Source organism: Rhodoplanes sp. Z2-YC6860, assembly GCF_001579845.1.
In the GTDB taxonomy this organism is placed as follows: Bacteria; Pseudomonadota; Alphaproteobacteria; order Rhizobiales; family Xanthobacteraceae; genus Z2-YC6860.
The window spans coordinates 3780338-3805327 of record NZ_CP007440.1; the positions used below are offsets into that span (position 1 = coordinate 3780338).

General features: G+C 63.7%; 26 protein-coding genes. 11 read left to right on the forward strand and 15 right to left on the reverse strand.

What is annotated here, in order from left to right:
* Nucleotides 1-28: 28 nt before the first annotated feature.
* Nucleotides 29-712 carry a ribulose-phosphate 3-epimerase gene (gene rpe / locus RHPLAN_RS17375; RefSeq protein ID WP_068020243.1) on the reverse strand — a complete coding sequence of 228 codons (684 nt, stop codon included), beginning with the start codon at nt 710-712 and terminating at the stop codon, nt 29-31.
* A 243-nt stretch (nt 713-955) separates the two neighbouring features.
* On the opposite strand from rpe, the gene RHPLAN_RS17380 reads away from it, so the two are divergent.
* Complete coding sequence (locus RHPLAN_RS17380; RefSeq protein WP_068020245.1) at nt 956-1774, forward strand: EF-hand domain-containing protein; 819 nt, start codon at nt 956-958, stop codon at nt 1772-1774.
* Between the two features lie 10 nt (nt 1775-1784).
* On the opposite strand, the gene RHPLAN_RS17385 is transcribed toward RHPLAN_RS17380, so the two are convergent.
* Nucleotides 1785-2753 carry a bile acid:sodium symporter family protein gene (locus RHPLAN_RS17385; RefSeq protein ID WP_068020247.1) on the reverse strand — a complete coding sequence of 323 codons (969 nt, stop codon included), beginning with the start codon at nt 2751-2753 and terminating at the stop codon, nt 1785-1787.
* A gap of 118 nt (nt 2754-2871) precedes the next feature.
* Between RHPLAN_RS17385 and RHPLAN_RS17390 the strand changes: the two genes are divergently transcribed.
* Nucleotides 2872-4119 carry an NAD(P)/FAD-dependent oxidoreductase gene (locus tag RHPLAN_RS17390; RefSeq protein WP_068020249.1) on the forward strand — a complete coding sequence of 416 codons (1248 nt, stop codon included), beginning with the start codon at nt 2872-2874 and terminating at the stop codon, nt 4117-4119.
* A gap of 13 nt (nt 4120-4132) precedes the next feature.
* Here the strand turns inward: RHPLAN_RS17390 and RHPLAN_RS17395 are convergent, their stop codons facing one another.
* Nucleotides 4133-5122: a P1 family peptidase gene (locus RHPLAN_RS17395; RefSeq protein ID WP_068020251.1), complete on the reverse strand. Its 990-nt coding sequence runs from the start codon at nt 5120-5122 to the stop codon at nt 4133-4135.
* 116 nt (nt 5123-5238) lie between these two features.
* Between RHPLAN_RS17395 and RHPLAN_RS17400 the strand changes: the two genes are divergently transcribed.
* On the forward strand, nt 5239-5973 hold the full coding sequence (locus RHPLAN_RS17400; RefSeq protein WP_068020252.1) for a cytochrome c biogenesis CcdA family protein: 735 nt from the start codon (nt 5239-5241) through the stop codon (nt 5971-5973).
* Between the two features lie 12 nt (nt 5974-5985).
* Here RHPLAN_RS17400 and RHPLAN_RS17405 read toward each other — a convergent pair whose 3' ends face one another.
* From RHPLAN_RS17405 to RHPLAN_RS17415, 3 genes are all read right to left on the reverse strand, one after another.
* On the reverse strand, nt 5986-7140 hold the full coding sequence (locus RHPLAN_RS17405; protein WP_068020253.1) for a branched-chain amino acid ABC transporter substrate-binding protein: 1155 nt from the start codon (nt 7138-7140) through the stop codon (nt 5986-5988).
* Nucleotides 7141-7261: 121 nt separating this feature from the next.
* Entirely contained in the window at nt 7262-8386 is a 1125-nt protein-coding gene (locus RHPLAN_RS17410) for a branched-chain amino acid ABC transporter substrate-binding protein (RefSeq protein WP_068020256.1), read from the reverse strand.
* A gap of 105 nt (nt 8387-8491) precedes the next feature.
* Entirely contained in the window at nt 8492-8974 is a 483-nt protein-coding gene (locus RHPLAN_RS17415; RefSeq protein ID WP_335341068.1) for a DUF6867 family protein, read from the reverse strand.
* Between RHPLAN_RS17415 and RHPLAN_RS17420 the strand changes: the two genes are divergently transcribed.
* Nucleotides 8953-10545, forward strand: coding sequence for a sulfatase family protein (locus RHPLAN_RS17420; RefSeq protein ID WP_068020261.1), 1593 nt, complete (start codon nt 8953-8955; stop codon nt 10543-10545). The two genes, RHPLAN_RS17415 and RHPLAN_RS17420, sit on opposite strands and share 22 nt — an antisense overlap.
* 292 nt (nt 10546-10837) lie before the next feature.
* Here RHPLAN_RS17420 and RHPLAN_RS17430 read toward each other — a convergent pair whose 3' ends face one another.
* From RHPLAN_RS17430 to RHPLAN_RS17455, 6 genes are all read right to left on the reverse strand, one after another.
* The gene (locus tag RHPLAN_RS17430) at nt 10838-11821 is read right to left on the reverse strand and encodes a Bug family tripartite tricarboxylate transporter substrate binding protein (RefSeq protein ID WP_068020263.1); all 984 of its coding nucleotides are present in this window, start codon (nt 11819-11821) and stop codon (nt 10838-10840) included.
* Nucleotides 11822-11896: 75 nt separating this feature from the next.
* Nucleotides 11897-12637: an ABC transporter ATP-binding protein gene (locus tag RHPLAN_RS17435; protein WP_068020264.1), complete on the reverse strand. Its 741-nt coding sequence runs from the start codon at nt 12635-12637 to the stop codon at nt 11897-11899.
* On the reverse strand, nt 12634-13473 hold the full coding sequence (locus RHPLAN_RS17440) for an ABC transporter ATP-binding protein (protein ID WP_068020266.1): 840 nt from the start codon (nt 13471-13473) through the stop codon (nt 12634-12636). Before RHPLAN_RS17440 ends, RHPLAN_RS17435 begins: the two co-directional genes overlap by 4 nt.
* Nucleotides 13474-13480: 7 nt before the next feature.
* Complete coding sequence (livM, locus tag RHPLAN_RS17445; RefSeq protein WP_157100322.1) at nt 13481-14794, reverse strand: high-affinity branched-chain amino acid ABC transporter permease LivM; 1314 nt, start codon at nt 14792-14794, stop codon at nt 13481-13483.
* 14 nt (nt 14795-14808) lie between these two features.
* Nucleotides 14809-15723 carry an ABC transporter permease subunit gene (locus tag RHPLAN_RS17450; RefSeq protein WP_068020270.1) on the reverse strand — a complete coding sequence of 305 codons (915 nt, stop codon included), beginning with the start codon at nt 15721-15723 and terminating at the stop codon, nt 14809-14811.
* A 215-nt stretch (nt 15724-15938) separates the two neighbouring features.
* Nucleotides 15939-16193 carry a hypothetical protein gene (locus RHPLAN_RS17455; protein ID WP_157100323.1) on the reverse strand — a complete coding sequence of 85 codons (255 nt, stop codon included), beginning with the start codon at nt 16191-16193 and terminating at the stop codon, nt 15939-15941.
* Nucleotides 16194-16286: 93 nt separating this feature from the next.
* Here RHPLAN_RS17455 and RHPLAN_RS17460 point away from each other — a divergent pair, with 93 nt between their 5' ends.
* The 4 genes from RHPLAN_RS17460 (at nt 16287) to RHPLAN_RS17475 (ending at nt 19845) form a co-directional block, all read left to right on the forward strand.
* Nucleotides 16287-17834: a 4-hydroxyphenylacetate 3-hydroxylase N-terminal domain-containing protein gene (locus RHPLAN_RS17460; RefSeq protein WP_068020275.1), complete on the forward strand. Its 1548-nt coding sequence runs from the start codon at nt 16287-16289 to the stop codon at nt 17832-17834.
* A 127-nt stretch (nt 17835-17961) separates the two neighbouring features.
* The gene (locus tag RHPLAN_RS17465) at nt 17962-18480 is read left to right on the forward strand and encodes a flavin reductase (RefSeq protein WP_068020277.1); all 519 of its coding nucleotides are present in this window, start codon (nt 17962-17964) and stop codon (nt 18478-18480) included.
* Between the two features lie 173 nt (nt 18481-18653).
* Entirely contained in the window at nt 18654-18830 is a 177-nt protein-coding gene (locus RHPLAN_RS38420) for a hypothetical protein (RefSeq protein ID WP_198165007.1), read from the forward strand.
* A gap of 121 nt (nt 18831-18951) precedes the next feature.
* The gene (locus tag RHPLAN_RS17475) at nt 18952-19845 is read left to right on the forward strand and encodes a helix-turn-helix domain-containing protein (protein ID WP_068020281.1); all 894 of its coding nucleotides are present in this window, start codon (nt 18952-18954) and stop codon (nt 19843-19845) included.
* A 37-nt stretch (nt 19846-19882) separates the two neighbouring features.
* Here the strand turns inward: RHPLAN_RS17475 and RHPLAN_RS17480 are convergent, their stop codons facing one another.
* The 3 genes from RHPLAN_RS17480 to RHPLAN_RS17490 all read right to left on the reverse strand — a co-directional run bounded on the left by RHPLAN_RS17480 (nt 19883) and on the right by RHPLAN_RS17490 (nt 21967).
* Nucleotides 19883-20272 (reverse strand): carboxymuconolactone decarboxylase family protein, encoded by a 390-nt coding sequence (locus RHPLAN_RS17480; RefSeq protein WP_068020283.1) that lies wholly within the window; start codon nt 20270-20272, stop codon nt 19883-19885.
* A gap of 68 nt (nt 20273-20340) precedes the next feature.
* Nucleotides 20341-21123 carry a 3-oxoadipate enol-lactonase gene (pcaD, locus tag RHPLAN_RS17485; protein ID WP_084245084.1) on the reverse strand — a complete coding sequence of 261 codons (783 nt, stop codon included), beginning with the start codon at nt 21121-21123 and terminating at the stop codon, nt 20341-20343.
* Nucleotides 21124-21187: 64 nt separating this feature from the next.
* A complete protein-coding gene (locus tag RHPLAN_RS17490) occupies nt 21188-21967 on the reverse strand; it encodes a FadR/GntR family transcriptional regulator (RefSeq protein WP_068020286.1) in 780 nt (259 codons plus the stop codon).
* Nucleotides 21968-22077: 110 nt separating this feature from the next.
* Here RHPLAN_RS17490 and RHPLAN_RS17495 point away from each other — a divergent pair, with 110 nt between their 5' ends.
* The 3 genes from RHPLAN_RS17495 to RHPLAN_RS17505 all read left to right on the forward strand — a co-directional run bounded on the left by RHPLAN_RS17495 (nt 22078) and on the right by RHPLAN_RS17505 (nt 24990).
* On the forward strand, nt 22078-23382 hold the full coding sequence (locus RHPLAN_RS17495) for an aromatic ring-hydroxylating dioxygenase subunit alpha (RefSeq protein ID WP_198165015.1): 1305 nt from the start codon (nt 22078-22080) through the stop codon (nt 23380-23382).
* Entirely contained in the window at nt 23382-23894 is a 513-nt protein-coding gene (locus RHPLAN_RS17500; RefSeq protein ID WP_084245088.1) for an aromatic-ring-hydroxylating dioxygenase subunit beta, read from the forward strand. Before RHPLAN_RS17495 ends, RHPLAN_RS17500 begins: the two co-directional genes overlap by 1 nt.
* 127 nt (nt 23895-24021) lie before the next feature.
* Nucleotides 24022-24990 (forward strand): Bug family tripartite tricarboxylate transporter substrate binding protein, encoded by a 969-nt coding sequence (locus RHPLAN_RS17505; RefSeq protein ID WP_084245090.1) that lies wholly within the window; start codon nt 24022-24024, stop codon nt 24988-24990.

The window sequence follows — 24990 nt, forward strand, 5'->3', positions numbered from 1 at the left end:
CTGCGGAAGTGGGGGATAATATGCGCGATCAGGCGGCCTCGCCACGGGCCAAGGCGGCAGCATGGCGAATGGCATCGATGTTGGCGCGGTAGGACTGCGGCCCGCCTTTGAACACCGCGGAACCCGCAACCAGCGCATTGGCGCCGGCCCGCGTCACCAGCGCGGCGTTCTCCGGCGTCACACCGCCGTCGACCTCGATGTCGATCGGGCGGCCGGCCACGAGTGCCTTGACCCGGCGGATTTTCTCTTCCGCCACCGGAATGAACTTCTGACCGCCCCAGCCGGGATTGACCGACATCACCAGCACCAGATCGACCAGGTCGATGACGTGCTCGATCGACTCCACCGGCGTGCCGGGGTTCATCGTGACACCGGCCTTCTTGCCGAGCGCCTTGATGGCCTGCAGCGAGCGGTGCAGGTGCGGGCCCGCCTCGACATGGATGGTGATGATGTCGGCGCCCGCCTTGGCAAAGGCCTCGAGATGCGGATCGACCGGTGCGATCATCAGATGCACGTCGAAAACCTTCTGGGTGACCGGCCGGATCGCCTTCACCACCTCGGGCCCAAACGTGATCACCGGGACGAAGTGCCCGTCCATCACGTCGAGGTGGATCCAGTCGGCGCCCGCGGCTTCCACGGCGCGGACCTCCTCGGCGAGCTTGGAGAAGTCGGACGAAAGGATCGACGGGGCGATGCGAAGGGGACGCGTCATTTCGGTTTGCCTTGGGGTTTCCTTGGGGCTTCCCGGTTGCTTGTCGGGTAACACGCGCGGGGCAGGCGGGCAACGCGACCGGTGGATGGTTTGAGCCCGGTCAAATTTGCCGGGTTAGGCGCGCAGGCGGAAGTTTTTGCGCGGTGAACCCGAGCCGCCTTTCAGGTTTTTTGCGGGTTTTGCGTTGGCGCGCCGTTTGCTCGTGCCTGGCGGGGTGACTGCGTTTCTCAGTCGAGGATATCCATGTCGGTTTCATCCGTTGGTTCATCCAACGCATATGTGCAGTGGCCGTTCCAGACAGGCAGCGCCGGCGGCAGCAGCGACACAAGTCCGACGGACGCACTCCAGTCGCTGTATCAGGCCCTCACCGGGGGCAATTCCAGCGATCCGCTGATTGCGGCGCTCGGCCAGGACGGTGGTTCCGGCGATTCCGGGAGCTCCAGCAACTCCGCGGGCATGCCGCAGTTCAGCGCCGACACGATGTCTGCGCTGCTGTCGATGCAGAGCGGGCAGGGCGGTCCGGCCGGAGATATCGCCAAGGATGTGATCGCGAAGTTCGATACCAATGGCGACGGCCAGATCTCGCAATCGGAGTTCGAGCAGGCGATCGGCTCCGGTGCCGACCAGTCCGGCGTCGATGCGCTGTTCAACAAGCTCGACAGCAATGGCGACGGCTCGGTCAGCCAGGACGAGTTGCAGACCGCGATGCAAAAGGCCCACGGCGGCGGTCACGGCCACCACCATCATCATGCCGAGGCTTCGGGCGATAGCAGCCAGCAGCAGGGCGGCGGCGATCCGCTGCAGGCGCTGCTCTCCGGTGCGACGGCCGACGGCACCACCAGCCAGACCAGTTCGAACCCGGACGGCTCGTCGACCACCACCATCACCTATGCCGACGGCACCAAGCTCGAAATGACGACGCCAGCCGCGTCGAGCGACAGCGGCAACAGCAGCGGCTCGGGTTCCGGCAATCCGAACTCGTTCAATCTCGGTAGTCTGTTGAAGATGATGGTCAACCTGCAGGCCCAGCTTGCACCGTCGACCACGAACATGAGCGTGTGACGCGAATGGGTCACGCAGCCGGCTGCTGCGTAAAGCGGCGCAGCAGCGGCTTGATGACCAGCGGCAGCGCGTAGATCGGAATTTGCAGCAGCGCCATATAGAGCCAGACCAGTTCGGGCACGGCGCCGGCCGCGGCTGCGAGCATCAGGCCGGTGTTGCGCGACGCCGCCGCATGCGCGAGCGGCACCGCGGTGTGGAAGTCGACGCGAATGAGCAGCAGCGCGGTCAGCACGTAGAGGCCGAAGGTCACGAGGCAGCCCAGGGCCAGCAGGCCCAGCACGTATAAGGGCTGCGATATGGTGTTGCTCAGCACGTCGCCCATCAGCGCGACCGCGAAAAGAAACAGCACGATCACGTTGAGGCCGTCGATGCGCTCGGCCTGACGCTCGACCCACGGCTTGCCGGCAACGGCGCGAACGGCCACGCCGGTGAGTGCCGCGCCAGCCAGCATCAGCACGAGCCGCAGCCCAAGCGACAGCGGCGAGAAGGTCACCGCCGAGCCCGCGAACATCGCGACGAGCGCAGGTGCGAGAAACGGCGTGACCGCGATGCAGACGAGCAGCAACGCGAGCGTGATCGCGGCATTGAGGCCCATCAGCGCCGCAAGCGCCGGCGAAGCGAAAATCGGCGGCGCGACGAAATTGATCACCAGCGCCAGCAGGAGCGCTGGCGAAGTGGCCTTCAGATCGATGGCGCTCAATGCCAAGCCCGCCACGAGGGGCACAATCAGCATGGTCCAGATCGCGGCGGCGACGAGCAGCCTGGGTTTTGCGAGTTGTTCGCGCAACGCGCCGGGGTCCACGCGCAGGAAGGCGAGCACGAGCAGCGCGAACACGGTTTCAGGAAAATACGGGCGAATGATCGCGCCGAGCGGCGGCAGGAAAATGCCGAGCACGATCGAGATGGCAACCGCCCGGGTGCCTTGGCGGCCGAGCCAAGCCAGGATCGACGTCAGGGCCGCGACGGCGCGTTCGAGCAATCCCGAGCCTTCAGAGTGCATGGCTGCGGCATAACAGCCGCGCTGGCGGGCGTCGATAGTGCGGCTTAGATATTGCAGCTTATCCCGCTGCGCTGCCCCAGCTGACAGGAGAACCACCATGGCCCGGACCGATGCGATCGTGTTGGGGGCTGGCATCGTGGGAATTTCTGCGGCGCTGCATCTCGTCAAGCGCGGGCTTGCGGTGGCGCTGGTCGACCGGCGTGGCCCCGCCGAGGAGACGTCCTACGGCAACACCGGCATCATCGAGGGCAATACGCTGTTCGCCCACGCCTTTCCAAAGGGCTTCGGTGCGCTGCTTCGCATCGCGCTGAAGCAGGCGCCGGAGGCGAACTATCATCTGGCCGCGTTGCCGGGGCTTGTGCCGTGGCTGCTCGCCTATCGCTCCAACACCCGCGGCGCGCGCGCGCTGGAGTTCGCCAAAGCGATGCGGCCGCTCTATGCCCGCGCGGTGGCCGAGCACGAGACGCTGATGAGCGAGGCCAATGCGACGCGTTATCTGCGCAAGAATGGCTGGCTGAAGCTTTATCGCCGCGATGAATCCTTCCGGGGAACTGCGCGCGAACGCGCCTATGCGACGGAGCTTGGCCTGACTCAGCGCGTCATGGCGCCGGAGGAGGCGCGCGTGTTGGAGCCGTCGCTGGCGCCGGTGTTCAGCCATGCAGTGCACTGGCCGGAGGCTGCGAGCGTCTCCAACCCGGGCGCGGTGGGGCGGGCTTACGCGGAGCGCTTCACCAAGCTCGGCGGCGTTATCCTCAAGGGTGACGCGACGACGCTGCACCGCTCCGGCCAGAACTGGCGCGTCGACACCGAGGAGGGGCCGGTCGACGCCAAGGAGGCGGTGGTGGCGCTCGGGCCGTGGGCGCCCGATTTGCTGGGTCCGCTCGGCATCAAGCTGCCGCTCGCCTTCAAGCGTGGCTATCACCGGCACTATCGCTCGCAGGGCAATGCCGGGCTGACGCGGCCGATTGTCGACGCGGACTATGGCTACTGCCTCGCGCCGATGGAGCAGGGCATCCGCCTGACAACCGGCGCCGAATTCGCCGACTGTGCCGCGCCGCCGACACCGGTGCAGATCGACCGGGTGCTGCCGGCGGCCAAGGCGCTTTTTCCGCTCGGCGACGGCATCGAAGCGGAGCCCTGGATGGGTTCGCGGCCGTGCTTCGCCGATTCAAGGCCTGTGATCGGGCGCGCGCCAGGCCAGCCGGGGCTGTGGCTCGATTATGGTCACGCTCATTGGGGGCTGACGCTTGGGCCGGTGTCGGGTCGCTTGCTCGCCGAGATGATGACCGGTGCCACGCCGTTCTGCGATCCGGCGCCATATGCGGCAGAGCGGTTCGCCAACTAAGCACCCGGGTCCGTTAGCCGAACCGGTCGCGCCAACTCGGCTGGGCGCCGGCAAAGGATAGCGCTTTCGCCTCGTAAACGCCGCGCGCAATGGCGCGCGCCACGGTGTCGGCTGCGAGCGATCCAAGCTCGGCCAGCGCGTGCACCGGATCGCGCAACGGCCGCTCGCAGGTCGCCGCGGCGAACACGATGTCGCCATCGAGCGGTGTGTGGATCGGCCGCAGTGCGCGGGCCATGCCGTCCTGCGCCATGATGGCGAGCCGCCGGGTCTGCGCCTTGGTGAGCGTCGCGTCGGTCGCAACCACCACCAGCGTGGTGTTCTCGCCGGGCTGACCCTTGGTGCGGAAGTTGAGCGCTTGCAGCGGCACGTGCTCAGGCTGGCCGCGCCCGCCGAACTCCTTGTCGCGCTCGAACGGCGCGGCCCAGAAATGCGGCCCGCCGCCGATTACCGCCGAGCCCGCCGCATTGGCCAAGGCGATCGCGCCGACCGTAATGCCGTCCGGCGTGGTGGCGGACGCCGAGCCGGTGCCGCCCTTGAGGTCGACCGTGCTGGCGCCATGCCCGCCGCCGACGCTGCCGAGCGCGAAGTCGGGCGCGGCTTTTGCCGCCGCCTGATAGCCGAGCTCGCGATAGGGCGGATAACGGCCCCAGTCCTTGTCGCCGCCGTTGAGCAGATCGAACAGAATCGCACCGGGCACGATCGGCACCTTCATGCCGCGCACGTCGAAGCCGCGGCCCTGCTCGCGCAGCCAGGCCTGCAGTCCAGAAGCGGCGTCGAGCCCGAAGGCCGAGCCGCCGGAGAGCGCGATCGCATCGATCCGCTCAACCGTCATGGCGGGATCGAGCAGCGCACTTTCGCGTGTGCCGGGCCCGCCGCCGCGAAGGTCGGCGGCCGCGACCGCGGGGTTGTCGAACAACACCACGGTGGCGCCCGAGCCGAGCTTGGCGTCGTCGGCGTGGCCTATTCGAATGCCTGCGACGTCGGTGATCAGATTGCGCGGCACGATGGACTCCGGACGTATCGGGATAGGACCATAGCAAGATCAACTGGCGATCACATCAGCGCCAGCTGCCGCCGTTAAGCTTGCGTGCGGCGGCGGCCCCATGCATCTAGGCGAACATGACCCCGAACGTCACCCTGCTTGCGGCCCTGATCGCGGGTATCGTCAGTTTCCTGTCGCCCTGCGTGCTGCCGCTGGTGCCGCCGTATCTCGTCTATCTCGCCGGCAGTTCCCTGGAGCGGCTGAGCGACGGCAATCCCGCGACCGGCAAGATGCGCGATACGCTGCTGGCCGCGGTGCTGTTCGTTCTGGGCTTCTCGACTGTTTTCGTGGCGCTCGGCGCCAGCGCCAGCGTCGTTGGCGGGCTCATTCGGCTCTACTCGGCGGAGCTGTCGATCGCAGCCGGCATCGCCATCATCATCATGGGGCTGCATTTCCTCGGCGTGTTTCGCATCGGCTGGCTTCTTCAGGAAAAGCGCATGGAGATGGCGAAGCCGGTCGGCCTCTGGGGCGCGTACGTGATGGGGCTCGCCTTCGCGTTCGGCTGGACGCCCTGCATCGGCCCGATCCTGGCGGCGATCCTTGCGGTCGCGGCCTCCGAGCAGACCGTGGCCAAGGGCGCGCTTCTGCTTGCGGTCTATTCGCTCGGGCTGGGCATTCCGTTCCTGATTGCCGCCGCGGCGGTGAAACCGTTCGCGGCGTTTCTCACACGCTTTCGCAAGCATCTCGGACAGATGGAGCGGGTGATGGGCGGGCTGCTGGTGCTGACCGGCGTGGCCTTCCTCACCGGTTCGGTGTCGCGGGTGAGCTTCTGGCTCTTGGAGGCGTTTCCGGTGCTGGGCCAGATCGGCTGACAGCGGCTGCCGTCATTCCAGCTCGGTGTAAGTGATCTTGCCATCCGCATTCTTCTTCCAGACATACACCACATAGTCCGGACGGGTGACGTCGCCTTTCAGGTCGAACGTGATGTCGCCGATCACCGTGCTGAAGGTTTTGCCTGAACGCATCAGCATCGCGATCTTGCGCGGATCGAGTGTCTTCGCCTCTTCGGCGGCCTGCCGGATGATCTCGACCGCCGCATAAGCGTAAAGCGTGTAGGCGTGGGGCTCGAAATTCCTCTCGCGGAATTTTGCGACCACCATCGCGGCCCGCGGCCGCTTTCGCGGATCGGGCGCGTAGGTCATCAGCGTGCCTTCGGCGGCGGGCCCCGCGACGGCTGCGAAGTCGTCGTCGGTGATCCCGTCCGCGGCCATCAGCGTTGCGTTGACGCCCTGGTCGCGCATCTGGCGAAGCAGCAGCGCCGCCTCCACGTGGGTGCCGCCGTAGTAGACGAGCTCGGCGCCCGACGCCTTGATCTTGGTGACCAGCGCGCCGAAGTCCTTGGTGCCGACATTGATGCCCTCGTAGAGCACGTCGAGCAGGCCGCCGGCCTGCATCGCGTTGCGGGTTTCTTCGGCGAGACCCTGGCCGTAGGTGGTCTTGTCGTGGACGATCGCGACCTTGCGGCCCTTGAAGTTCTTGCTGATGTAGTCGCCCGCGACGATGCCCTGCTGGTCGTCGCGGCCGCAAGTGCGGAACACGTTCCACAGACCGCGGTCGGTGAGCTTGGGACTGGTCGAGGCCGGCGACACCATCAGCATCGCATTCTCGGCATAGACGGCGGAGGCCGGGATCGTCACGCCCGAGTTGAAATGGCCGATGACGAACTTCACCCCGGTGCTGGCGAACTTGTTGGCGACCGAGACGCCCTGGCGCGCGTCGGAGGCGTCGTCGCCGAGCGACACTCCGATCTTCTGCTTGAGGATGCCGCCCGCCGCATTGACGTCGGCGATCGCAAGCTCGGCGCCGTTTTTGAGTTGCGCCCCGAACGAGGCGTTCTGGCCGGTGAAGGGACCGGCGAGGCCGAATTTGATTGGCGCCTGAGTGGAAGCGGGCCGTGGCGGCGGGTTCTGCGGCTGGGCCTGAGCGGCGGCGCCAAGCGCGAGCGCCAGGGCGAAACTCAATCCGACCTGTCGTGTCATCGCTATCGCCATGCGCCACCTTCCGCAGAATGGATCATGTTGGGTTCGAGTATACCGCCAAAACAATCAGCCCGCCCCGGAGGCCGGGGCGGGCTTTGTCACGCGAACGATGTGGCTCGGCTTATGAGCCTTTGCCCATCGGGATCTCGTCGTACTTGCCGTCCTTGTTCCACTTGTAGAACACGTAGTCGAGCGTGGTGATGTCGCCTTTCTTGTCGTAGCTGATTGGGCCGAGCACGGTGTCCCATTTGCCGGCGCGAATGACCTCGGCGACCTTCTTGGCGTCGGTGGTGTTGGCCTTCTTCACCGCCTGCACCCAGATCTGCATCGCCGCGTAGGTGTAGAGCGTGTAGCCCTCCGGATCGACACCCTTGGCCTTGAACTTCTTCACCACCTCGGCCGCGGCCGGGCGTTTGCGCGGATCGGCGCCGAACGTGAACATCATGCCGTCGCCGGCGTCGCCGGTGATCGACCAGAACTCGTTGGTGGCAATGGCATCGCCTGCGACCATCGCCTGGGTCTTCATGCCCTGGTTGCGCATTTGACGCAGGATCAGGCCGGCTTCGGTGTGATAGCCGCCGACATAGACCAGGTCGATGTTGTTGGCCTTCATCTTGGAGACCAGCGCGTTGAAGTCCTTGTCGCCCTGCGTATAGGCCTCGTACATCTTCTCCTTCGTGCCGGCCTTGTTCAGCGCCTTCTTCATTTCGTCGGCCAGGCCTTTGCCGTAGGTCGACTTGTCTTGAAGGATGGCGATGTTCTTGCCCTTGTAATTCTTGGCAATGTATTCGCCCGCGACCGTGCCCTGCTGATCGTCACGGCCGCAGACGCGGAACGTGTTCCAGAGCTTGCGCTCGGTGAACGTCGGATTGGTCGAGGCCGGCGTGATCTGCAGCACGCCGCCTTCGGCATAGGCTTCCGAAGCCGGGATCGAAGACGACGAGCAGTAGTGCCCGGCGACGAATGGAATCTTCGCGTTGGCGATTTTCTCCGCAATGGCGCGGGCCTGCTTCGGATCGCAGGCATCGTCGTTGACGGTAAGCTTGAGTTGCTTGCCGAGCACGCCGCCCGCGGCGTTGATGTCGGCGACCGCTGCTTCGGCACCGTTCCTGAGCTGGGTGCCAAACGAGGCGTACTGGCCGGTCATGGGACCGGCGACGGCGACGGTGATGCCCTGGGCGGCCGCGGTGCCGGAAAGCGCCAGTCCCACGCCGAGTGCTACGCCTGCAAGCCACATCCTGTTCATTGAAGTCTCCTCAATTGGCGGACTCTGAATTCATCGTCGCCCCGTCCGCACGATCCGGATAGACGACATCTTGTCCGGTTTTTGCCTGCCGGTCACCCCTGCAGGTCATCTGGTCGCGGGTTGGTTCCTGACCGGAATTTGTTCGCCCGGCGCGCGTTCCCGCCACGTCAGAGGGCCGGTTCGCTCGTAGAGCCAGTAATATTGCGCCGCCATCTGGCCGGCGCGCGTCAGGCGCCAGGCCAGCGCGCCGACTACGATCAGATAAGCGGTGTCGGCCACGTAGGATGGCGGCGACAACAGCGTTGCTTCGAACAGCGCGAAATGTACAAAGCGCACGGCGGCGCCCAGCATCGCCATATAGACCAGAACGCTCCAGAATGGCCGCCATGTCTGGGCAATGGCTCTCCCGGCGAGGAAGGCTGCACCGCCGCCAATGACGCCGGTCACCAGGATGATTTGCAGAAGCGTCTCGGAGCCGTACAGTTCATCCATAAAGCGTGTGGCCTTCGGGGCGCGAATGATTCCGCTTCGATAGTACCACAGCGCTTTGGAGGCTGGGGTCACATATGCCGAAATCGTCGCGTCCAAATTTTCTCCTGTTCATTACCGATCAGCACCGGGCCGATTTCCTGGGTTGCTACGGCCATCCGGTGCTGCGGACCCCGCATATCGATTCCATTGCGGCGCGCGGAACCGCGTTCGATCGCTTCTATGTTGCGAGTCCGGTCTGCATGCCGAACCGCTCCAGCCTGATGACCGGGCGGATGCCGTCGGTCCATGGCGTACGCTCGAACGGCATTCCGCTCTCGATGAACGCTGTGACCTTCGTCGATCTGTTGCGCGACGCGGGCTACGACACGGCGCTGATCGGGAAAAGCCATCTGCAGAACTTCACGTCCTGGGCACCGATCATCAAACGGCCGCCGCCGCGCGAGGGCTTCCACGAGCCGTCGCGAGGGCTGACGCAGGCGCTGCGTCACGATCTCGCCGATGCCAAATACGAGCAGGAGACGCCGGAATACTGGAACGCCAAGGATGCGCGCGTGCGCACGCCGTTCTATGGCTTTGACCATGTCACCTTGGTGCGCGCCCATGGCGACGAGCCGGGCGGCGATTACGACCGCTGGCTGGAAGAGCGCGATCCCAAGGCCAAGAACCTGCTCGGGCCGAACAACAGTCTGCCGCACAGCTATACGGTGCCGCAGGCCTATCGCACCGCCATCCCTGAAGAACTGTACGCCACGGCGTTTCTCGGCGACCGCGCCAGCCATTGGCTCGACGAGGAGGCCGGCGACGAGCCGTTCTTCCTGATGGTGTCGTTTCCCGATCCGCACCATCCGTTCAACCCGCCGGGCAAATACTGGGATATGTACAAGCCCGAGCAGTTCCCGGCGCCCGAGGCGTTTTCGCGCAACGACTGGACGCCGCCCGCGCTGGTCGCGAACATCATCAAGGAGCGCGAGACCGGCAAGGCCAATCTCACCGGCATGAACACCATCGGCGTCTCGGCACGTGAGTCGCAGGAGGCGAGGGCGCTCACCTGCGGCATGATCGCCTGTGTCGACGACGCGATCGGCAGGGTGCTGGCGGCCCTCGATCGAAGCGGCAAGCGCGGCGACACCGTGGTGATCTTCACCAGCGATCACGGCGATCATCTTGGCGACCACCGCCTGATGCTGAAGGGCGCAGAGCAATATCAGAGCATCGTGCGGGTGCCGTTCATCTGGGCCGATCCGCAGGCCGGCCAGAAGCCCAAGCGCACCGAGGCGCTCGCTTCGACTATGGATATCGGCGCGACCGTGCTGGAGCGGGCGAAGATCGAGCCTTCAAGCGGCATGCAGGCCAAGAGCTTCATGTCTGCGCTCGACGGCAAGGCTGCGCGCGACAGTGTGTTCATCCAGTACGACCACCAGCATGCGAGCCCGGGCACCGATGTGCCGCCGCGCGTGCACTCGCTGATCGACGAGCGATACCGGCTGAGCGTGTTTCAGGGCACCGGCTGGGGTGAGCTCTACGATCTGAAAAACGATCCTGGCGAGTTCGATAACCTCTGGAACGATTCGGCGCACGCTGCGGCGCGCGCGCGGATGACCGAGAAGCTGCTACTCACCGAGTTGGAGCACATCGACCGCGTGCCGCTGCCGACGCGGCGGGCTTGAGGCATATCCCCAGGCGAAACGGGTTTTTTTGAAGTGTGACCTAGCGCACTTTAGTTTTGCGCAGATCGGCGGAATATCCCCACCAGCCAAAGGGGAATTGCCTATGTCTGCCCATTTCAATTTAGGTGGTTCGTTTCTCCGCGAGGCCCCTGCTTTTAACTCGGCCACTGCAGGCCGGGGGACTTTGGTCGCATGGGGTCTCGCTCTTGCCTGTCTGTGCTTCGCGGCCATGACGGCGGCGGCCGTCGCCGCTACGAGCTGGGACGGCGTCGCCGGGCTTTACTGATGCCCGCTACCGCGTGCTGCCGCGGTCCTCGGCGCTGAAGCCCGACGCTTTGACGAGCTTCCCCCAGCGCACGATCTGCTCCTTGATATTCGGAAGAAGCTGCGGGCCGGTTTCGGCGACGACGTCGAAGCCCTGGGCCTGCAGTTTTTCGCGCACGCCCGGATCGGCATGCGCGACCTTGGCGGCTTCGGTGTAGCGGCTGATGATGTCGGCCGGCGTGCCTTTCTTGACCAGGAGCCCGAACCACACTTTGGCGGTGAACTCGGGATAGCCGAGTTCTTCGAAGGTCGGCACATCCGGAATGAGCTTGTCGCGGGTCCTCCCCGTCACGGCAAGAATCCGGAGCTTGCCGGTTGCCTGGTGCGGCGCCGTCGAGTTGAGCTGGGCGAAGCCAAACTGCGAATGGCCGGCGAGCAGTGCGGTGGCTTGCAGGCCCGAGCCGCGATACGGCACGTGGGTCAGGTCGAGGTCGAATTTCTCATTGAGTTGATAGCCGAGGAAGTGCGATGGCGTGCCCGGCTGGTAGGACGAATAGCTGAGCTTGCCCTTGTTCTGTTTTGCCCAGGTCAGAAACTCGGCAAAGGTCTTGGCCGGCACGTCCGGATGCACCGCGAACACCAGCGGCGCCTCCACGCCACGGATGAAGGGAACGAAGTCGTCGATCGACCAGCGCTGGTTGGTGAAGGCGCTGGGGTTGATCTCGGTAAAGGCCTGGGTGCCGACCCAGACATGCTGTCCGTCGGCCGGCTGATCGACGATGAACTGCGCCGAGCTGTTGCCGTTGGCGCCAGGCTTGTACTCGACAATGATCGATTGGTTGAGCGCCTTGGCCATCGGATCGGCGACGATACGGGCATAGGGATCGATCGCGCCGCCCGGCGCCGTGCCGATGATGAAGCGGATGGTGTTTTGCTGGGCCAGCGCCATGTCCGACGCCGTGACCAGAATCGAACCAAGCAAAGCGAGCCGCGTCAGCCACCCCAGTTTCATGGACCCCTCCCGGTGATTGGGAGGAGCGTAGCGGCGGCTGTCCGGAATGTCTAAGCGACCAGGTTGCGCGGCTTGTTAAGCCCCTTGCGCCTCACCCCGGCCACCCTCGAGATAGGCGGCGCGCACTTCGGGCCGCTCCAGGAGTTCGCGTCCCGTGCCAGCCAACGTGATTTCACCGTTGACCAGCACGTAGCCGCGATGGGCGAGTTTCAGCGCGTGGAACGCATTCTGCTCGACCAGCAGCACGGTGAGCTTGTCGCGTTCGTTCAACTCGCGGATGGCGCGGAAGATCTGCTTGGCCAGGATCGGGGCAATGCCCAACGACGGCTCGTCAAGGAGCAACAGCCGAGGGCGGCTCATCAGGGCGCGTGCGATCGCCAGCATCTGCTGCTCGCCGCCCGACAAAGTGCCGCCGCGCTGGGTCATGCGTTTTTGCAAAAGCGGAAACAGCGCGCAGACGCGCTTGATGTCGGCCTCGAAATGAGCGGGGTCGGCGACGGTTGCGCCCATCTGGAGGTTTTCCAGGACGCTCATGCGAGGAAAAATACGGCGTCCCTCCGGCGACTGCGCGATCCGCAGCTCCGCGATCTCGTGCGACGACAGCTGCGAGATGTCGCGGCCGTCGAACACGATGCTGCCCTCACTGAGACGGGGCTGGCCGAAGATCGTCATCATCAGCGTCGATTTACCGGCGCCATTTGCGCCGATCAGCGCGACGATCTCGCCCTCGTTGACCTCGATGTCGATGCCCTTCAGCGCCATGATGTTGCCGTAGAAGGTCTTGACGCCGTTCACGGTGAGCAGCGGAGTGGTCATAGCCCGACCTCCACGCCGACCTTGTCGACCTCTTCATCCTCGACGCCGAGATAGGCGGCGATCACCTTGGGGTCGTTGCGGATCTCCTCCGGCGTGCCGTCGGCGATCTTCACGCCATAGTCCAGCACGACGATGTGGTCAGAGATCTGCATCACCACCGACATGTCGTGCTCGATCAGCAGGATCGAGGTCGCGTGCTCGCCACGGATGAAGGTCAGGAGTTCATTCAGCTCATGGCTCTCGCGCGCGTTCAGTCCGGCGGCCGGCTCATCGAGGCAGAGCAGCACCGGATCGGTGCACATGGCGCGGGCGATCTCGAGCCGCCGCTGCTCGCCATAGGCCAGCGAGCCCGCGGCATCATCGGCGCGAGCCAGAAGTTTGGTGCGGTCGAGCCAGTAGCGCGCCTTGTCGAGCGCGGCGCGCTCGGCATCGCGATAGGATTTCAGCCCGATCAATCCCGCGAAGGTGAAGCCTGACGCCTTCATCAGCGGGTTGTGCTGCGCCACCACCAGGTTCTCCAGCACAGTCATGCCGGAGAACAGCCGGATGTTCTGGAAGGTGCGGGCGACGCGCGCGACCTTGGAGATGCGGAAGTTGAGCAGCCGTTCGAGATAGAAGACGCCGCCGCCGGGGTGGGCCAAGCGCAGAAGCCCCGTGGTCGGCTTGTAGAAGCCGGTGATGCAGTTGAACACGGTGGTCTTGCCGGCGCCGTTCGGTCCGATCAGCGCCGTGATGTGGCCGCGGTTCGCGACAAAGGACAGGTCGTCGACGGCGACGAGGCCACCGAAGCGCATGCTCAGATGGTCGACGATCAGGATCGGCGCGTCGTCGCTCATCCGCCGTCTATCCTTGCCCCTGTTTGACCATCGTCGCTGCGATCGATTTCTTCTCGGAGCCGAGATGCAGCGATGGCTCGCGTGTCGAGACGAGCCCGCGCGGCCGCCAGATCATGATCAGCACCATGGCGAAGCCGAACACCAGCATGCGATACAACTGGAATTCGCGGAACAACTCGAAACCGCCGATCATGATGAGGGCCGCGACGGCGACGCCGACCTGCGAGCCCATGCCGCCCAGCACCACGATGGCAAGCACCAGGGCCGACTCGCTGAAGGAAAACGACTCCGGACTGATGAAACCCTGCCGCGTCGCAAAGAACGAACCGGCGAAGCCGCCGAACATCGCGCCGATGGCAAAGGCGGTCAGCTTGGTCGTGGTGGTGTTGATGCCGAGCGAGCGGCAGGCAATCTCGTCTTCGCGCAACGCCTCCCAAGCGCGGCCGATCGGCAGCCGCCGCAGGCGCATGGTCACCCAGTTGGTGATCAACGCGAGCACGAGGATCAGATAGAACAGGAACACCACGCGATGGGTCGGCGAGAATTCGAGGCCAAAAAAATGGGCGAAGCCGGTCTCGTCGTCGACAAACGGCAGTCCGAAGAAACTTGGCCGCGGAATGCTGGCAATGCCGTTCGGCCCGCCGGTGACGTTCGACCAGTTGAGCAACACCAGCCGGATGATCTCGCCGAACGCGAGCGTGACGATGGCGAGATAGTCGCCACGCAGCCGCAGCACTGGGAAGCCGAGCAGCACGCCCCAGAAGGCCGCGAGGATGCCGGCGAGCGGCAGGCAAATCCAGAACGACAACTCGAATTGCGTCGATAGCAGCGCGTAGGAATAAGCGCCGACCGCGTAGAAAGCGACATAGCCGAGGTCGAGCAGCCCCGCGAGGCCGACCACGATGTTCAGTCCCCAGCCGAGCATCACATAGGTCAGCACCAGGATGCCAAGATCGAGGATGTAGCGGTTGTGATAGAACAGCACCGGCACGAGCAGCGCGAAGATCAAGAGCGCTGGTCCGCCGTAGCGGGCGGCCGCCGCGAAGGCGCGCGTCACGCCTTGCGGGATTGCGCGATCAATTCCGATCGGGCCGCGGCCAAAGATCAGCGCGCGCAGGAATGCGCCAACGAACACCGCGCCGACGATCATCGCGAGGTCGGCAAAGCGAGTGGTGATCTGCAGCGCGCCGCTGGAGCTCTGGTCGGAGCGCAGCCCGATCAGGAAAAAGAACAACCCAAGCGCCACCAGCGCGGCCAGCACCGCGTCCTTCAGCGCATCGGCGATGGGGGGCGATCGGGTGTTCGAAGCTTTCTCTGGCACCGTCGCGTCCCGTCTCACACCTTTTCAACCTCGGGACGGCCGAGGATGCCGGTCGGCAGGAAGATCAGCACCACGATCAGGATCGAGAAGGCCGCAACGTCCTTGTATTCGATCGAGAAGTAGGCCGACCAGAACGTCTCGATCAGGCCAATCAGAAGGCCGCCGAGCATGGCGCCGGGGAGCGAGCCGATGCCGCCGAGCACGGCGGCCGTGAAGGCTTTCACGCCGGCAACGAAGCCGATGTAGAAGTCGATCACCCCATAATAGAGCAGGTACATGATGCCGGCGACAGCGGCCAGCGCCGCGCCGATGACGAAGGTCAGCGAAATGGTGCGGTCGATGTTGACGCCGAGCAGCGAGGCCATCTTCAGATCCTGCTCGCAGGCGCGCATGTCGCGGCCGAGCCGCGTGCGCGAAATCAGCCAGTGGAAGGCCGCCATGAGCACGAAGGTGGTGACCACCACGATGATCTGGACGTTGGAGAGCTGCACGTTGAATTCGCCGTTCGACATCAGCGTGTGGCCGCCGGTGATCAGCGGCGGCAGCGGCTTGACGCGAGCGCCCTGGGCGATCTGCACATAGTTCTGCAGGATGATCGACATGCCGATCGCAGAAATGAGCGGCGCGAGGCGGAAGCTGTGGCGCAGCGGCCGGTAGGCAATGCGCTCGACGGTCCAGCCGTAGAGCGCGGTCAGCGCCATCGCGATCAAGAGCACCAGGAACAGGGCGATCGGAACCGCGGTGACGCCGATGGCGATCAGCGCCAGGAACGAGATCAATGCGATGAAGCCGCCGACCATGAACACGTCGCCGTGGGCGAAGTTGATCATGCCGATGATGCCGTAGACCATCGTGTAGCCCAGCGCGATCAGGCCGTAGATCGAGCCGAGCGTGAGGCCGATGATGAGCTGCTGGACGAAATATTCCATGCGTCCGCCCTGCTGCCGCCGCGCGCGAGAGCCCAGCGAGTCCCAATTTCCCCTGCCGCCGAATCCCCTGCGGCAGCCGCAGTTGGCGTGCTTAGCAGGGGGCCGGGCAGGGGGCAACGAGATCGCATGCCGCAATTGGCGGCTGTGAGTTCAGCGGGCGGATGAAGTCTGCGCCGCTTAGGCGACGCATTTGGCGGCGAGTGGAACCGGACCGGTCAGCGCTTGGTGTTGCTGGTCTCGTTGGAGGAGCGCACGCCGGCCCACGGGTCGCTTTTCGCTGTGGGTTTTTCCGCTTTCATGCGTCTCATCTGGTCGTTGTAGGCCTTCTCGTTTTCCTTTTGATCACGTTCCTGCCGCTCGTATTGCTGTTGGAGCGGAGTCTTCTGGCCCTCCTGGGCGCCGCTGAACTGTGCGAAGGCCGGCGCTGCAAGCGCTGCCATCCACGCCGCCGCTGCGATAATTCGTTTCATGATCGATACCCGGTCACGCTGAAAGCCGTTGATGCGACTTGAAACACTCTACCATGGCGGCTTATTGGCGCGGAAGGGTCGGCAGGAGCAACAATGGAACGGCAGAAGCCCGAAGACGTGATCGGCGCAGCGCGGCCCTTTACCGGCCGCGAGTATCTCGAAAGCCTGAGAGACGGCCGCGAGGTCTACATCTACGGCGAACGGGTGAAGGACGTCACCGCCCACCCGGCGTTCCGCAATGCGGCGCGCAGCATCGCACGGCTCTACGACGCCCTGCACGACGAAAAGCAGAAAGCGGTGCTCACGTGTCCGACCGACACCGGCTCGGGCTCGTTTACCCACAAGTTCTTTCGCGTCGCGCGCTCGCGCGAGGAACTGGTCGGTCAGCGTGACGCCATCGCGCATTGGGCGCGGCTGTCCTACGGCTGGATGGGTCGTTCGCCGGACTACAAGGCGTCGCTCATGAACGCGCTCGGCGCCAATGCGGTGTTCTACGACCGTTTCGCGGACAATGCCCGGAACTGGTACGCGCGCTGCCAGAACCATGTGCTGTTCATGAACCACGCCATCGTCAACCCGCCGATCGACCGCATGAAGGCGGCTGACGAGGTCAAGGACGTGTTCATCACCATCCAGAAGGAGACCGACGCCGGCATCGTCGTCTCGGGTGCCAAGGTGGTGGCGACGTCGGCCGCCATCACGCACTACAATTTCATGGGCCAGAACGCCGCGATGCCGATCGCCGACACCGACCTTGCCGTGATGTTCATTGCGCCGCTCAATCTGCCGGGCATCAAGATCATCTGCCGCAACTCGTATGAGATGACCGCGAGCGTGATGGGGACGCCGTTCGACTATCCGCTGTCGTCGCGCTTCGACGAGAACGACGCGATCTTCCTGTTCGACAACGTGCTGATCCCCTGGGAGAACGTGCTGGTTCACCGCGATATCGAGAAGATCAAGGTGTTCTATCCGCGCTCCGGGTTTCTCGCAGGCTATCAGTTCCAGGGCTGCACCAGGCTTGCCGTGAAGTTTGATTTTCTCGTCGGCATGATCGCCAAGGCGTTGCGCGCCGCGGGCTCCGATGAATTCCGCGGCAATCAGGCGCTGCTCGGCGAGGTGATCGCCTGGCGCAATCTGTTCTGGGGCCTGTCCGACGCCATGGCGCTCAATCCTCAACCCTGGGTCGGCGACGCGGTGCTGCCGAATGTGCAATCGGGCACAGCCTACCGGGTGTTCGCGGGCGATGCCTTCGCTCGCGTGAAGGAGATCGTCGAGAAGATCGTGGCCTCTTCGCTGATCTATCTGCCGTCTTCGGTGAAGGACATGCAGAACCCGGCGACCGAGGATTATCTGAAGCGCTTCGTGCGCGGCTCCCACGGCATCGACTTCAGGGAGCGCATCAAGATCATGAAGCTCCTGTGGGATGCGATCGGCACCGAGTTCGGCGGTCGGCACGAGCTCTACGAATACAACTATGCCGGCAACCACGAAGACATACGTCTCCACGCGATGTTGAACGCGAAAGGCTCGGGCGCCTACGACCGCATGATCGCGCTCGCCGAGCGCTGCATGGCCGACTACGACGAGAACGGCTGGACGAGCGACACCTGGGTGAGTGAGCCTGCAGGTAAATCCTGACAGCGGAACACCCGGATCATCGGCGAGCTCTGCGCAGCGCGCGGAGCGCTGCGAAAGCCGTGGGATGGCTCCCAACGGTGGAATCCACTACATTGAAGGCATGAGCTGGACTGACCAACATCCTGACATGGCGGGCGCTTTCGCCGCCGTTGCCGAAGCCAAGTTCGTCGAACAGAAGGCGTTCCGCGACGCCATGAGCCGCCTCGGCGCGGCCGTCCACGTGATCACGACCGATGGTCCCAGCGGCAAGACCGGCTTCACGGCGACTGCGGTCTGCTCCGTGTCGGATTCGCCGCCAACGCTGCTGATTTGTCTCAATCGCGGCGCCACCAGCATGCCGATCCTGCGTGGCAATGGCGTGTTCTGCGTCAATACGCTGCGCGCCGGGGATGAGGTCGTGGCCGACACCTTCGCGGGGCGCACCAAGGTCGCACGCGAAGCGCGTTTCGACACCGGGCATCAGTGGGTGACGTTGGCAACCGGTTCGCCGGTCTTGGACAGCGCGGTGGTGGCCTGCGATTGCCGCGTGATCGAGACCAAGACGGTCGCCTCCCATGACATTTACTTTGGCATGGTCGAGGCCATCCATCAGGGTGGGCCAGGGCCGGCGCTGGTGTATCACGACCGGCTGTACAAGCAGGTCTGAGCGAAGACCGTTTGCTGCCTGAAAATTCGGTTATTTTAACGCGATTTCGCTGCGGTTCCGTCGCCGCGATTTGGCGTCAATTCGGCCTGCAAACGACCCTGCGCGGTCCAGAGCCCGGACGCAATCGCGACCTTACATGTCGGGTAAGGGGAGGTCATCCAAGGAGCATGACGATGAGTCAGCAGAACCCCAATCAGAACCAGAATCCGACCCGCGACCAGCAGCAGCAGAGCAATCCGAAGCCCGGTCAGCAGCAGGGCGGCGGACAGCAGAAGCCGGGCCAGCAAGGTCAGCAGGGCGGCCAGCAGGGCCAACAGGGCGGTCAGCGCCAAGACGAGCATAACCGCTAAGCGCCCGGTCACGGTGAATTCGAAGCCCCGCCTCACGGCGGGGCTTTCCGTTTTTCCACATTGCCGCGCCGGCAGACCGGACAGCGTTCCCCTTGGCGGACCGAGCGCGTATGCTCCAGCCATGGCCACGGTGACGGCTCTTCCGCTGTTTCATCTTTACGGCGACCCGCCGGATGATCAGGCGTTCGATTTCATTCACGTCGAGACGATCGCATCTCGTTCGTCGGCGAACGACTGGCTGATCCGTGCGCATCGCCATCGCAACCTGTTCCAGGTGCTCCTGATCGAGCGTGGCGGCGGTGACATGACCTTCGAGGCAAGCTCGCTGCCGTTTGCGGCACCGGCCGCGATCCTGGTGCCGCCGACCACGGCGCATGGCTTTCGCTTTCATCCCGACGTGACCGACGGCTGGGTGGTGAGCTTCACCGAGGATGTGGCGTCTGCGCTCGGCGAACGCTCGGGCGAGTCGCTGAAGCGGCTGAAAGCGCTGGCTGCCGATCCGGTGATCCCCCTCGGCGATGCCGTCGAGATTACGCGGCTTGCGGCGCTGTGCCGCGATCTGCACGAGGAAAGCTTCCTCGCGCGGGAGGGCTTTCGGCTGGCGATGCGCGGGCTGCTCGCGCTGATCGCAATCGAGGTGGCGCGGCTTGCGGCGAGCCGCGCCCGCACCGGAGCCGTGACGCTCGCACCTGCGGATTCAACAGTCGAGGCGCTGCGTCATCTCGTCGAAGAACATTTTCGCAAGGAGCGACTGATCAGCTTCTACGCCGAGAAGCTCGCGATCACGCCGGACCGGCTCAACGATCACGTCAAGCGCGCGAGCGGAGTCACGGCTGGCCACCTCATTCGCCAGCGCGTGCTGACCGAGGCCAAGCGCGCGCTCGTTTTCACCGGCCAGCCGATTCACGAAATCTCGTACGATCTCGGCTTCGCCGATCCGTCCCACTTCGCGCGGTTTTTCAGAAAGCAGACCGGCACCACGCCGCAGGCGTTCCGCGAGGGGCGGGGCGGCTAACGAACCGGATTTCCGGACAAGATCATGCGCCGACGAGCTAAGGCATTTTGCCCGTGTCGCGCAGCACGGCTTCTGCTTCGCGGAACGCGTGGTTGCCGGCCGGCACGCCGCAGTAGTTCGCCTGCTGCAGGATGATCTCCTTGATGTCGTCGGCTGAAAATCCGCCGACCGTCACGGCGGAGCGCACATGCATGCGGAATTCTTCCCAGCGGCCAAGGCTGAGCATGGTGCCGATCACGAGAATGCGCCGGGTGCGGTCATCGAAATGCGGTCGCGTCCAGACGTCGTTCCAGGCGCTGCGCGTGATGTGGTCGACCCATTCGCCATTGAAGGCGTTGCGGCTCTTCATCGAGCGGTCGACCCACTCGTCGCCGAGCACGCGGCGGCGCGCGGCCTCGCCGCGCTTGAAGCGTTCGGCGTCGTCCATGAGGGCCTCCCTGGCTGGTCGCATTTGTCCGGCGAAGCGCTTCACACTTCGCCGGACATGCTCTTTCGTTAGCCTTTCAAGAAGTTCAGCACCGTTTCGGTGTAGGCCTTGGGCTGCTCGATGTTTGAAAGGTGCGCCGCATCCAGCGAGGTGACCTTCGCGCCCTTGATCATCTTGGCGATTTCCTGGCCGTACTCCGGCAGCGTCGCCGGATCCTTGCTGCCGACGATGACCATCGTGGGTGCCGTGATCGTCGGCGTCGACTTGCTGAAGTCCATGTCGCGCACCGCCTCGCTGCAGCCAACAAAGCCTTCGAGCTTTGTGCCGTTGAACATCTTCACCACCTTGGCGACCGCGTCCTTCGAGCGCTCGCGGAATTCCTTGGTGAACCAGCGCTCCATCATCGGACCCGACATCTTTTCGAGACCGTTGTCGCGGGCGAATTTGACGCGGTCGTTCCACGGCTGCTTGTCGGCGTAGTGGTAGTGCGTGTTCGACAGAACGAGCTTGCCGACGCGGTCGCGGGCGTTCGCGCCCATCCACTGGCCGACCATGCCGCCCATCGACAGGCCGCACCAGTTGAAGGTCTTGGCGCCGGCAGCGTCCGCCACTGCGAGCGCATCGGTGCCCAGCATATCCATGGTGTACGGGCCCTTCGGCCCGCCGGACTGGCCGTGGCCGCGGCGGTCATAGCGCACCAGGCGGAAATGCTTCGCCCATTCGGCAGCCTGGTCGTCCCACATGTGCAGATCGGTGCCGAGCGAATTGCAGAGCATCAGCACCGGCGCGCCGGCCGGGCCCTCCACCTGGTAGTTGATCGGGCAACCGTCCTTGGCATTCACGGTAGGCATAACGTGTCCTCTTTTCAGTTCTCGTTGCAGTCAGTGGGAATGGCGAGCGGCGTTGAGATTAGCATCATTCCTTTTTGGTCTTCGATTGCCGGTTGGCGTTTCTGGAAATTTCTTTCTTCGCCGCAGGTTTCAGGGGCACTCCGCGTGGTTTGGTCATGACTCCCAACATCAGACCCAAACTCTCGAAATGCTCCTGCACTGCGGAGCGAGCCGCTTCCGCGTCACGGTCATGCAGGGCGCGGAGCAGGGCCCGGTGGTGCTCGAGATGGACCGTGTCAGCGTAGCTTTGCTGGGCGGCCGACGACACGTTTGCCAGTCTTGCGAGTTGCGCCTGATTGAACATGGCAACCAGGAGCGGATTGCGCCCGCCTGCAAGCAGCAGTCCGTGAAAAGAATCGTGGGCGCTTTGTGCGGCAGCTGCATCATGTTTGAGGATGGCGCGCTCAAGCGTCTGAAAGGCGTCGTCCAGTTGCCGCAACTCTTCATTCGTCAATCGCTCTGCGGCGAGTTCGGCGCACTTTTGTGCGATCTGTGAGCGCACCATGTTTGCAAGCGGCGCGGCTTCGACGATGACGCTTTCGTCGAAAATACCTCTGCCCCCCTTTGTCGCGGCCGTGACCACAACTCTCCTGCCGGCAGGTTTGTCGATCATGCCGAGGCCGTGGACCACCCGAAGCGCCTCGCGGATCGAGTTCCGGCTTACCCCGAACAGCCGGGAAAAATGTGTCTCCGTGGGCAAAGTCTCGCCCGGCTTGAGCTTTTCATCGGCGATGTAGCGGCAGATTTCCTGGGCCGCCCGGGTGATGACGCTCTCGCGCTTGATGGGTGCAGGGCGGTAGCTCATTTGTAGGACAATCCTACAATTTCGTTTGACCCGGAGGGGACCCGCAAATAACAATCATGAAAAGGTGCATCGTGGTGCATCGGCAGGCTCGGTTAGAGGAGCAGACAACGATGTTTTCACACCAAACGTCTGATGTTGCAAAGCTAATTGAGCCCGGGCGGGTCCATCGCCGGGTCTACACCGATCCCGAGATATTCGAACTCGAAATGGAGCGGCTGTTCGGCCGGGCCTGGCTGTTTGTGGGCCACACCAGCCAGGTCCCTAATCCTGGCGACTACTTCACGACCGAACTCGGACGCGAGCCGGTCGTCATGACGCGGCACCGCGATGGCACGGTGCGTGTCCTCTACAACCGCTGTACGCATCGGGGTCCGAAGGTCGTCAACGAGCGATGCGGGCACGCGGCGCGCCTGACGTGCCTCTATCACGGCTGGACCTTCGACACCGACGGCACTCTGATCGGCGTGCCGATGGCCGAAGGCTGCGCCGAAGGCTTCCGCAAGAGCGATTTCAATCTGCCGAGCCTGCCGCGCGTGCAGGAGTATCGCGGTTTCGTGTTTGCGAGCTTGTCGCCGACAGGGCTGAGCTTCGAAGACCAACTCGGTCCGATCAAGGACAACATCGACGATCTGGTGGATCGGGCCCCCGACGGCGCGCTCGCATGCGACCTTGGAATGCACCGTTACGCCTATAACGGAAACTGGAAGCTTCAAGTCGAGAACGTGCTCGACAGCTACCATGTGCCGTTCGGGCATGCTTCGACGGTCAACAAGAAGGGTGTGCAGTTTGCCCGTCGCGAGGGCGACAAGGCCGGCGCGGAGGTGGTCGAAGCGAAAGACGAAAGCAAGACGGCGACGTCGTGGCGCGATCGCAAAGGTTATGTCAGCGGCAACGGGCACGGCTGGACGAGCAATACAATTCTCGACGAGGGCAAGCGATCAAGTCCGGTCTTCGACGAATACAAGCGCGTGCTGATCGAAAAGGTCGGCCAGGAGCGGGCCGACTACATCCTCACTCCGAGGCTGCACAACACGCTGATCTATCCCAACGTTTCCATCATGGGTTTGAACATCCACATTCGGGTCATCAAGCCTATTTCCGTCGATCGCACGGAAGTGAACGTCTATCCGGTGCGCCTCCTGGGCGCCCCGGATGCGATGAACTTCGCCAACATGCGTCTGTTGAACGTGACGCATTCGGCGGCGTCCTTCGTGCAGACGGACGACGTGGAATCGTTCGTTCGGGCGCAGAAGGGGCTGCAAAGCCGGGCGACCGAATGGGTCGACATTTCGCGAGGGCTTGGAACCGAAGAGCAGGATCGCGAGCGCAACGCCTTGCGCGGCGCGGCGGTACAAGAACTGGCGGTGCGGGCGCAGTACAAGGCCTGGCTCGGCTACATGGCGGAGGCCGCCTGATGGAATCCGCTCTTCGTGAAGTGAAGCCCGCGGTTGCCGCCAGGCGGGAAGAGTTCGAGCTTTTTCTGTTTCATGAAGCAAAGCTGCTCGATGAACGCCGCTTTCGCGATTGGATGGGTTTGTTTTCTGAAGACGGCACCTATTGGGTGCCGTCGGTTCCGGACCAGGAAAGTCCGTTCAATCAAGCGTCATTGTTCTATGACGACAGCACGCTCATGAAAACGCGGATCGACCGATTGGAGCATCCGCGCATTCACGTTCAAACGCCGCCGTCGCGAACGGCACACATCGTCGGCAACACTGCGATCGAGGAAGCGGACGAAACCAAAGGTGAATATCTCATCAGCTCCACGGTCATCATGGTGGAGTCCAGGGAAGATCACCAAAGGCTGTTCGCCGGTCGGCAATACCATCGATTGAGACAGAACGGTGGGAGTTTCTTGATCGTTCAGAAGCGGGTGAATCTGGTCAACTGCGACTCTGCTTTTGACGCTATTGCGGTGCCGATCTGACAGGCATATCCGAGCACCTGCCGTTGGCATCGCGAATGCCAGCTCGGAGGGGATCGGGAGTCTGATGGCTTAGGATTTGCTTGCATCGGTGTCGGCCCGGGATAAGCCGCAACCAAGCGAGTGAAAAATGCGCAACTGTCTACTCAAGCTAAGTCTCGTGCTGGCTGTCCTGACAGCAGCTCCGTCCCTGCATGCGCAAGAGTGGCCAACCCAGCCGGTCAAGATCATCACGCCTTTTTCGGCAGGGGGCACGGCCGACATTCTCTGCAGGACGATTGCTGATCATTTTTCTGCGGTGTTCGGCAAGCCGTTTTACGTGGAGGCTCATCCCGGCGCAGGCGGCATGATCGGCTCGCGAATGGCGGCCGTTGCGCCGCCGGATGGCTATACGCTGGTGATGTCCGGCAACGCCTCGCACATCATTGCTCCGGCATTCAGCCGCGCGCCGCAATATGACGGGGTCAACGACTTCACCCACATCGCGTATCTGGGCGGCTCGCCGGTCGGACTCGTCATCAACCCCGGCTTGCCGGTCAATAGCCTGCCGGAGTTTCTGGCCTATCTGAAAGGACGCGACGAGACGACGGACTACACGTCCTCTGGTGTCGGGACCAACGGCTTTTTGTTTGGCGAAGAGTTCGCGGCAAAACAAGGGCTGCGGCTCAATCATATTCCGTACAAAGGCGGCGGTCCGGCGATGATTGATCTGCTGGCGGGCCACGTGAAAATTGCAACCGTGACGTTCTCATCGGCGGCCAGTCAGGTTCGGGCAGACAAGCTGAAGGCGCTTGCGCTGTCCTCCGATCGAAGACTGCCTGGATTCCCGGAGATTCCCACCTTCAAGGAACTCGGATATCCGGACATGGTGTCTTGGTCGTGGTTCGGACTATCCGGTCCAAAAAATCTGCCGCGCAGCATCGTCGACGCGCTCAATCGTGAGGTCGACGTCGCCTTGAAGCAGCCTGACATCCAACAGCGAATGCAGAAAGATGGAATCGATCTGCGAAGAATGTCGCCCGAAGAGATCACCAAATACTTCGAAGATGAAACGGCGCGTTGGGCGCCTGTTGCGAAAACCTTTCGGAAAGACGAATAG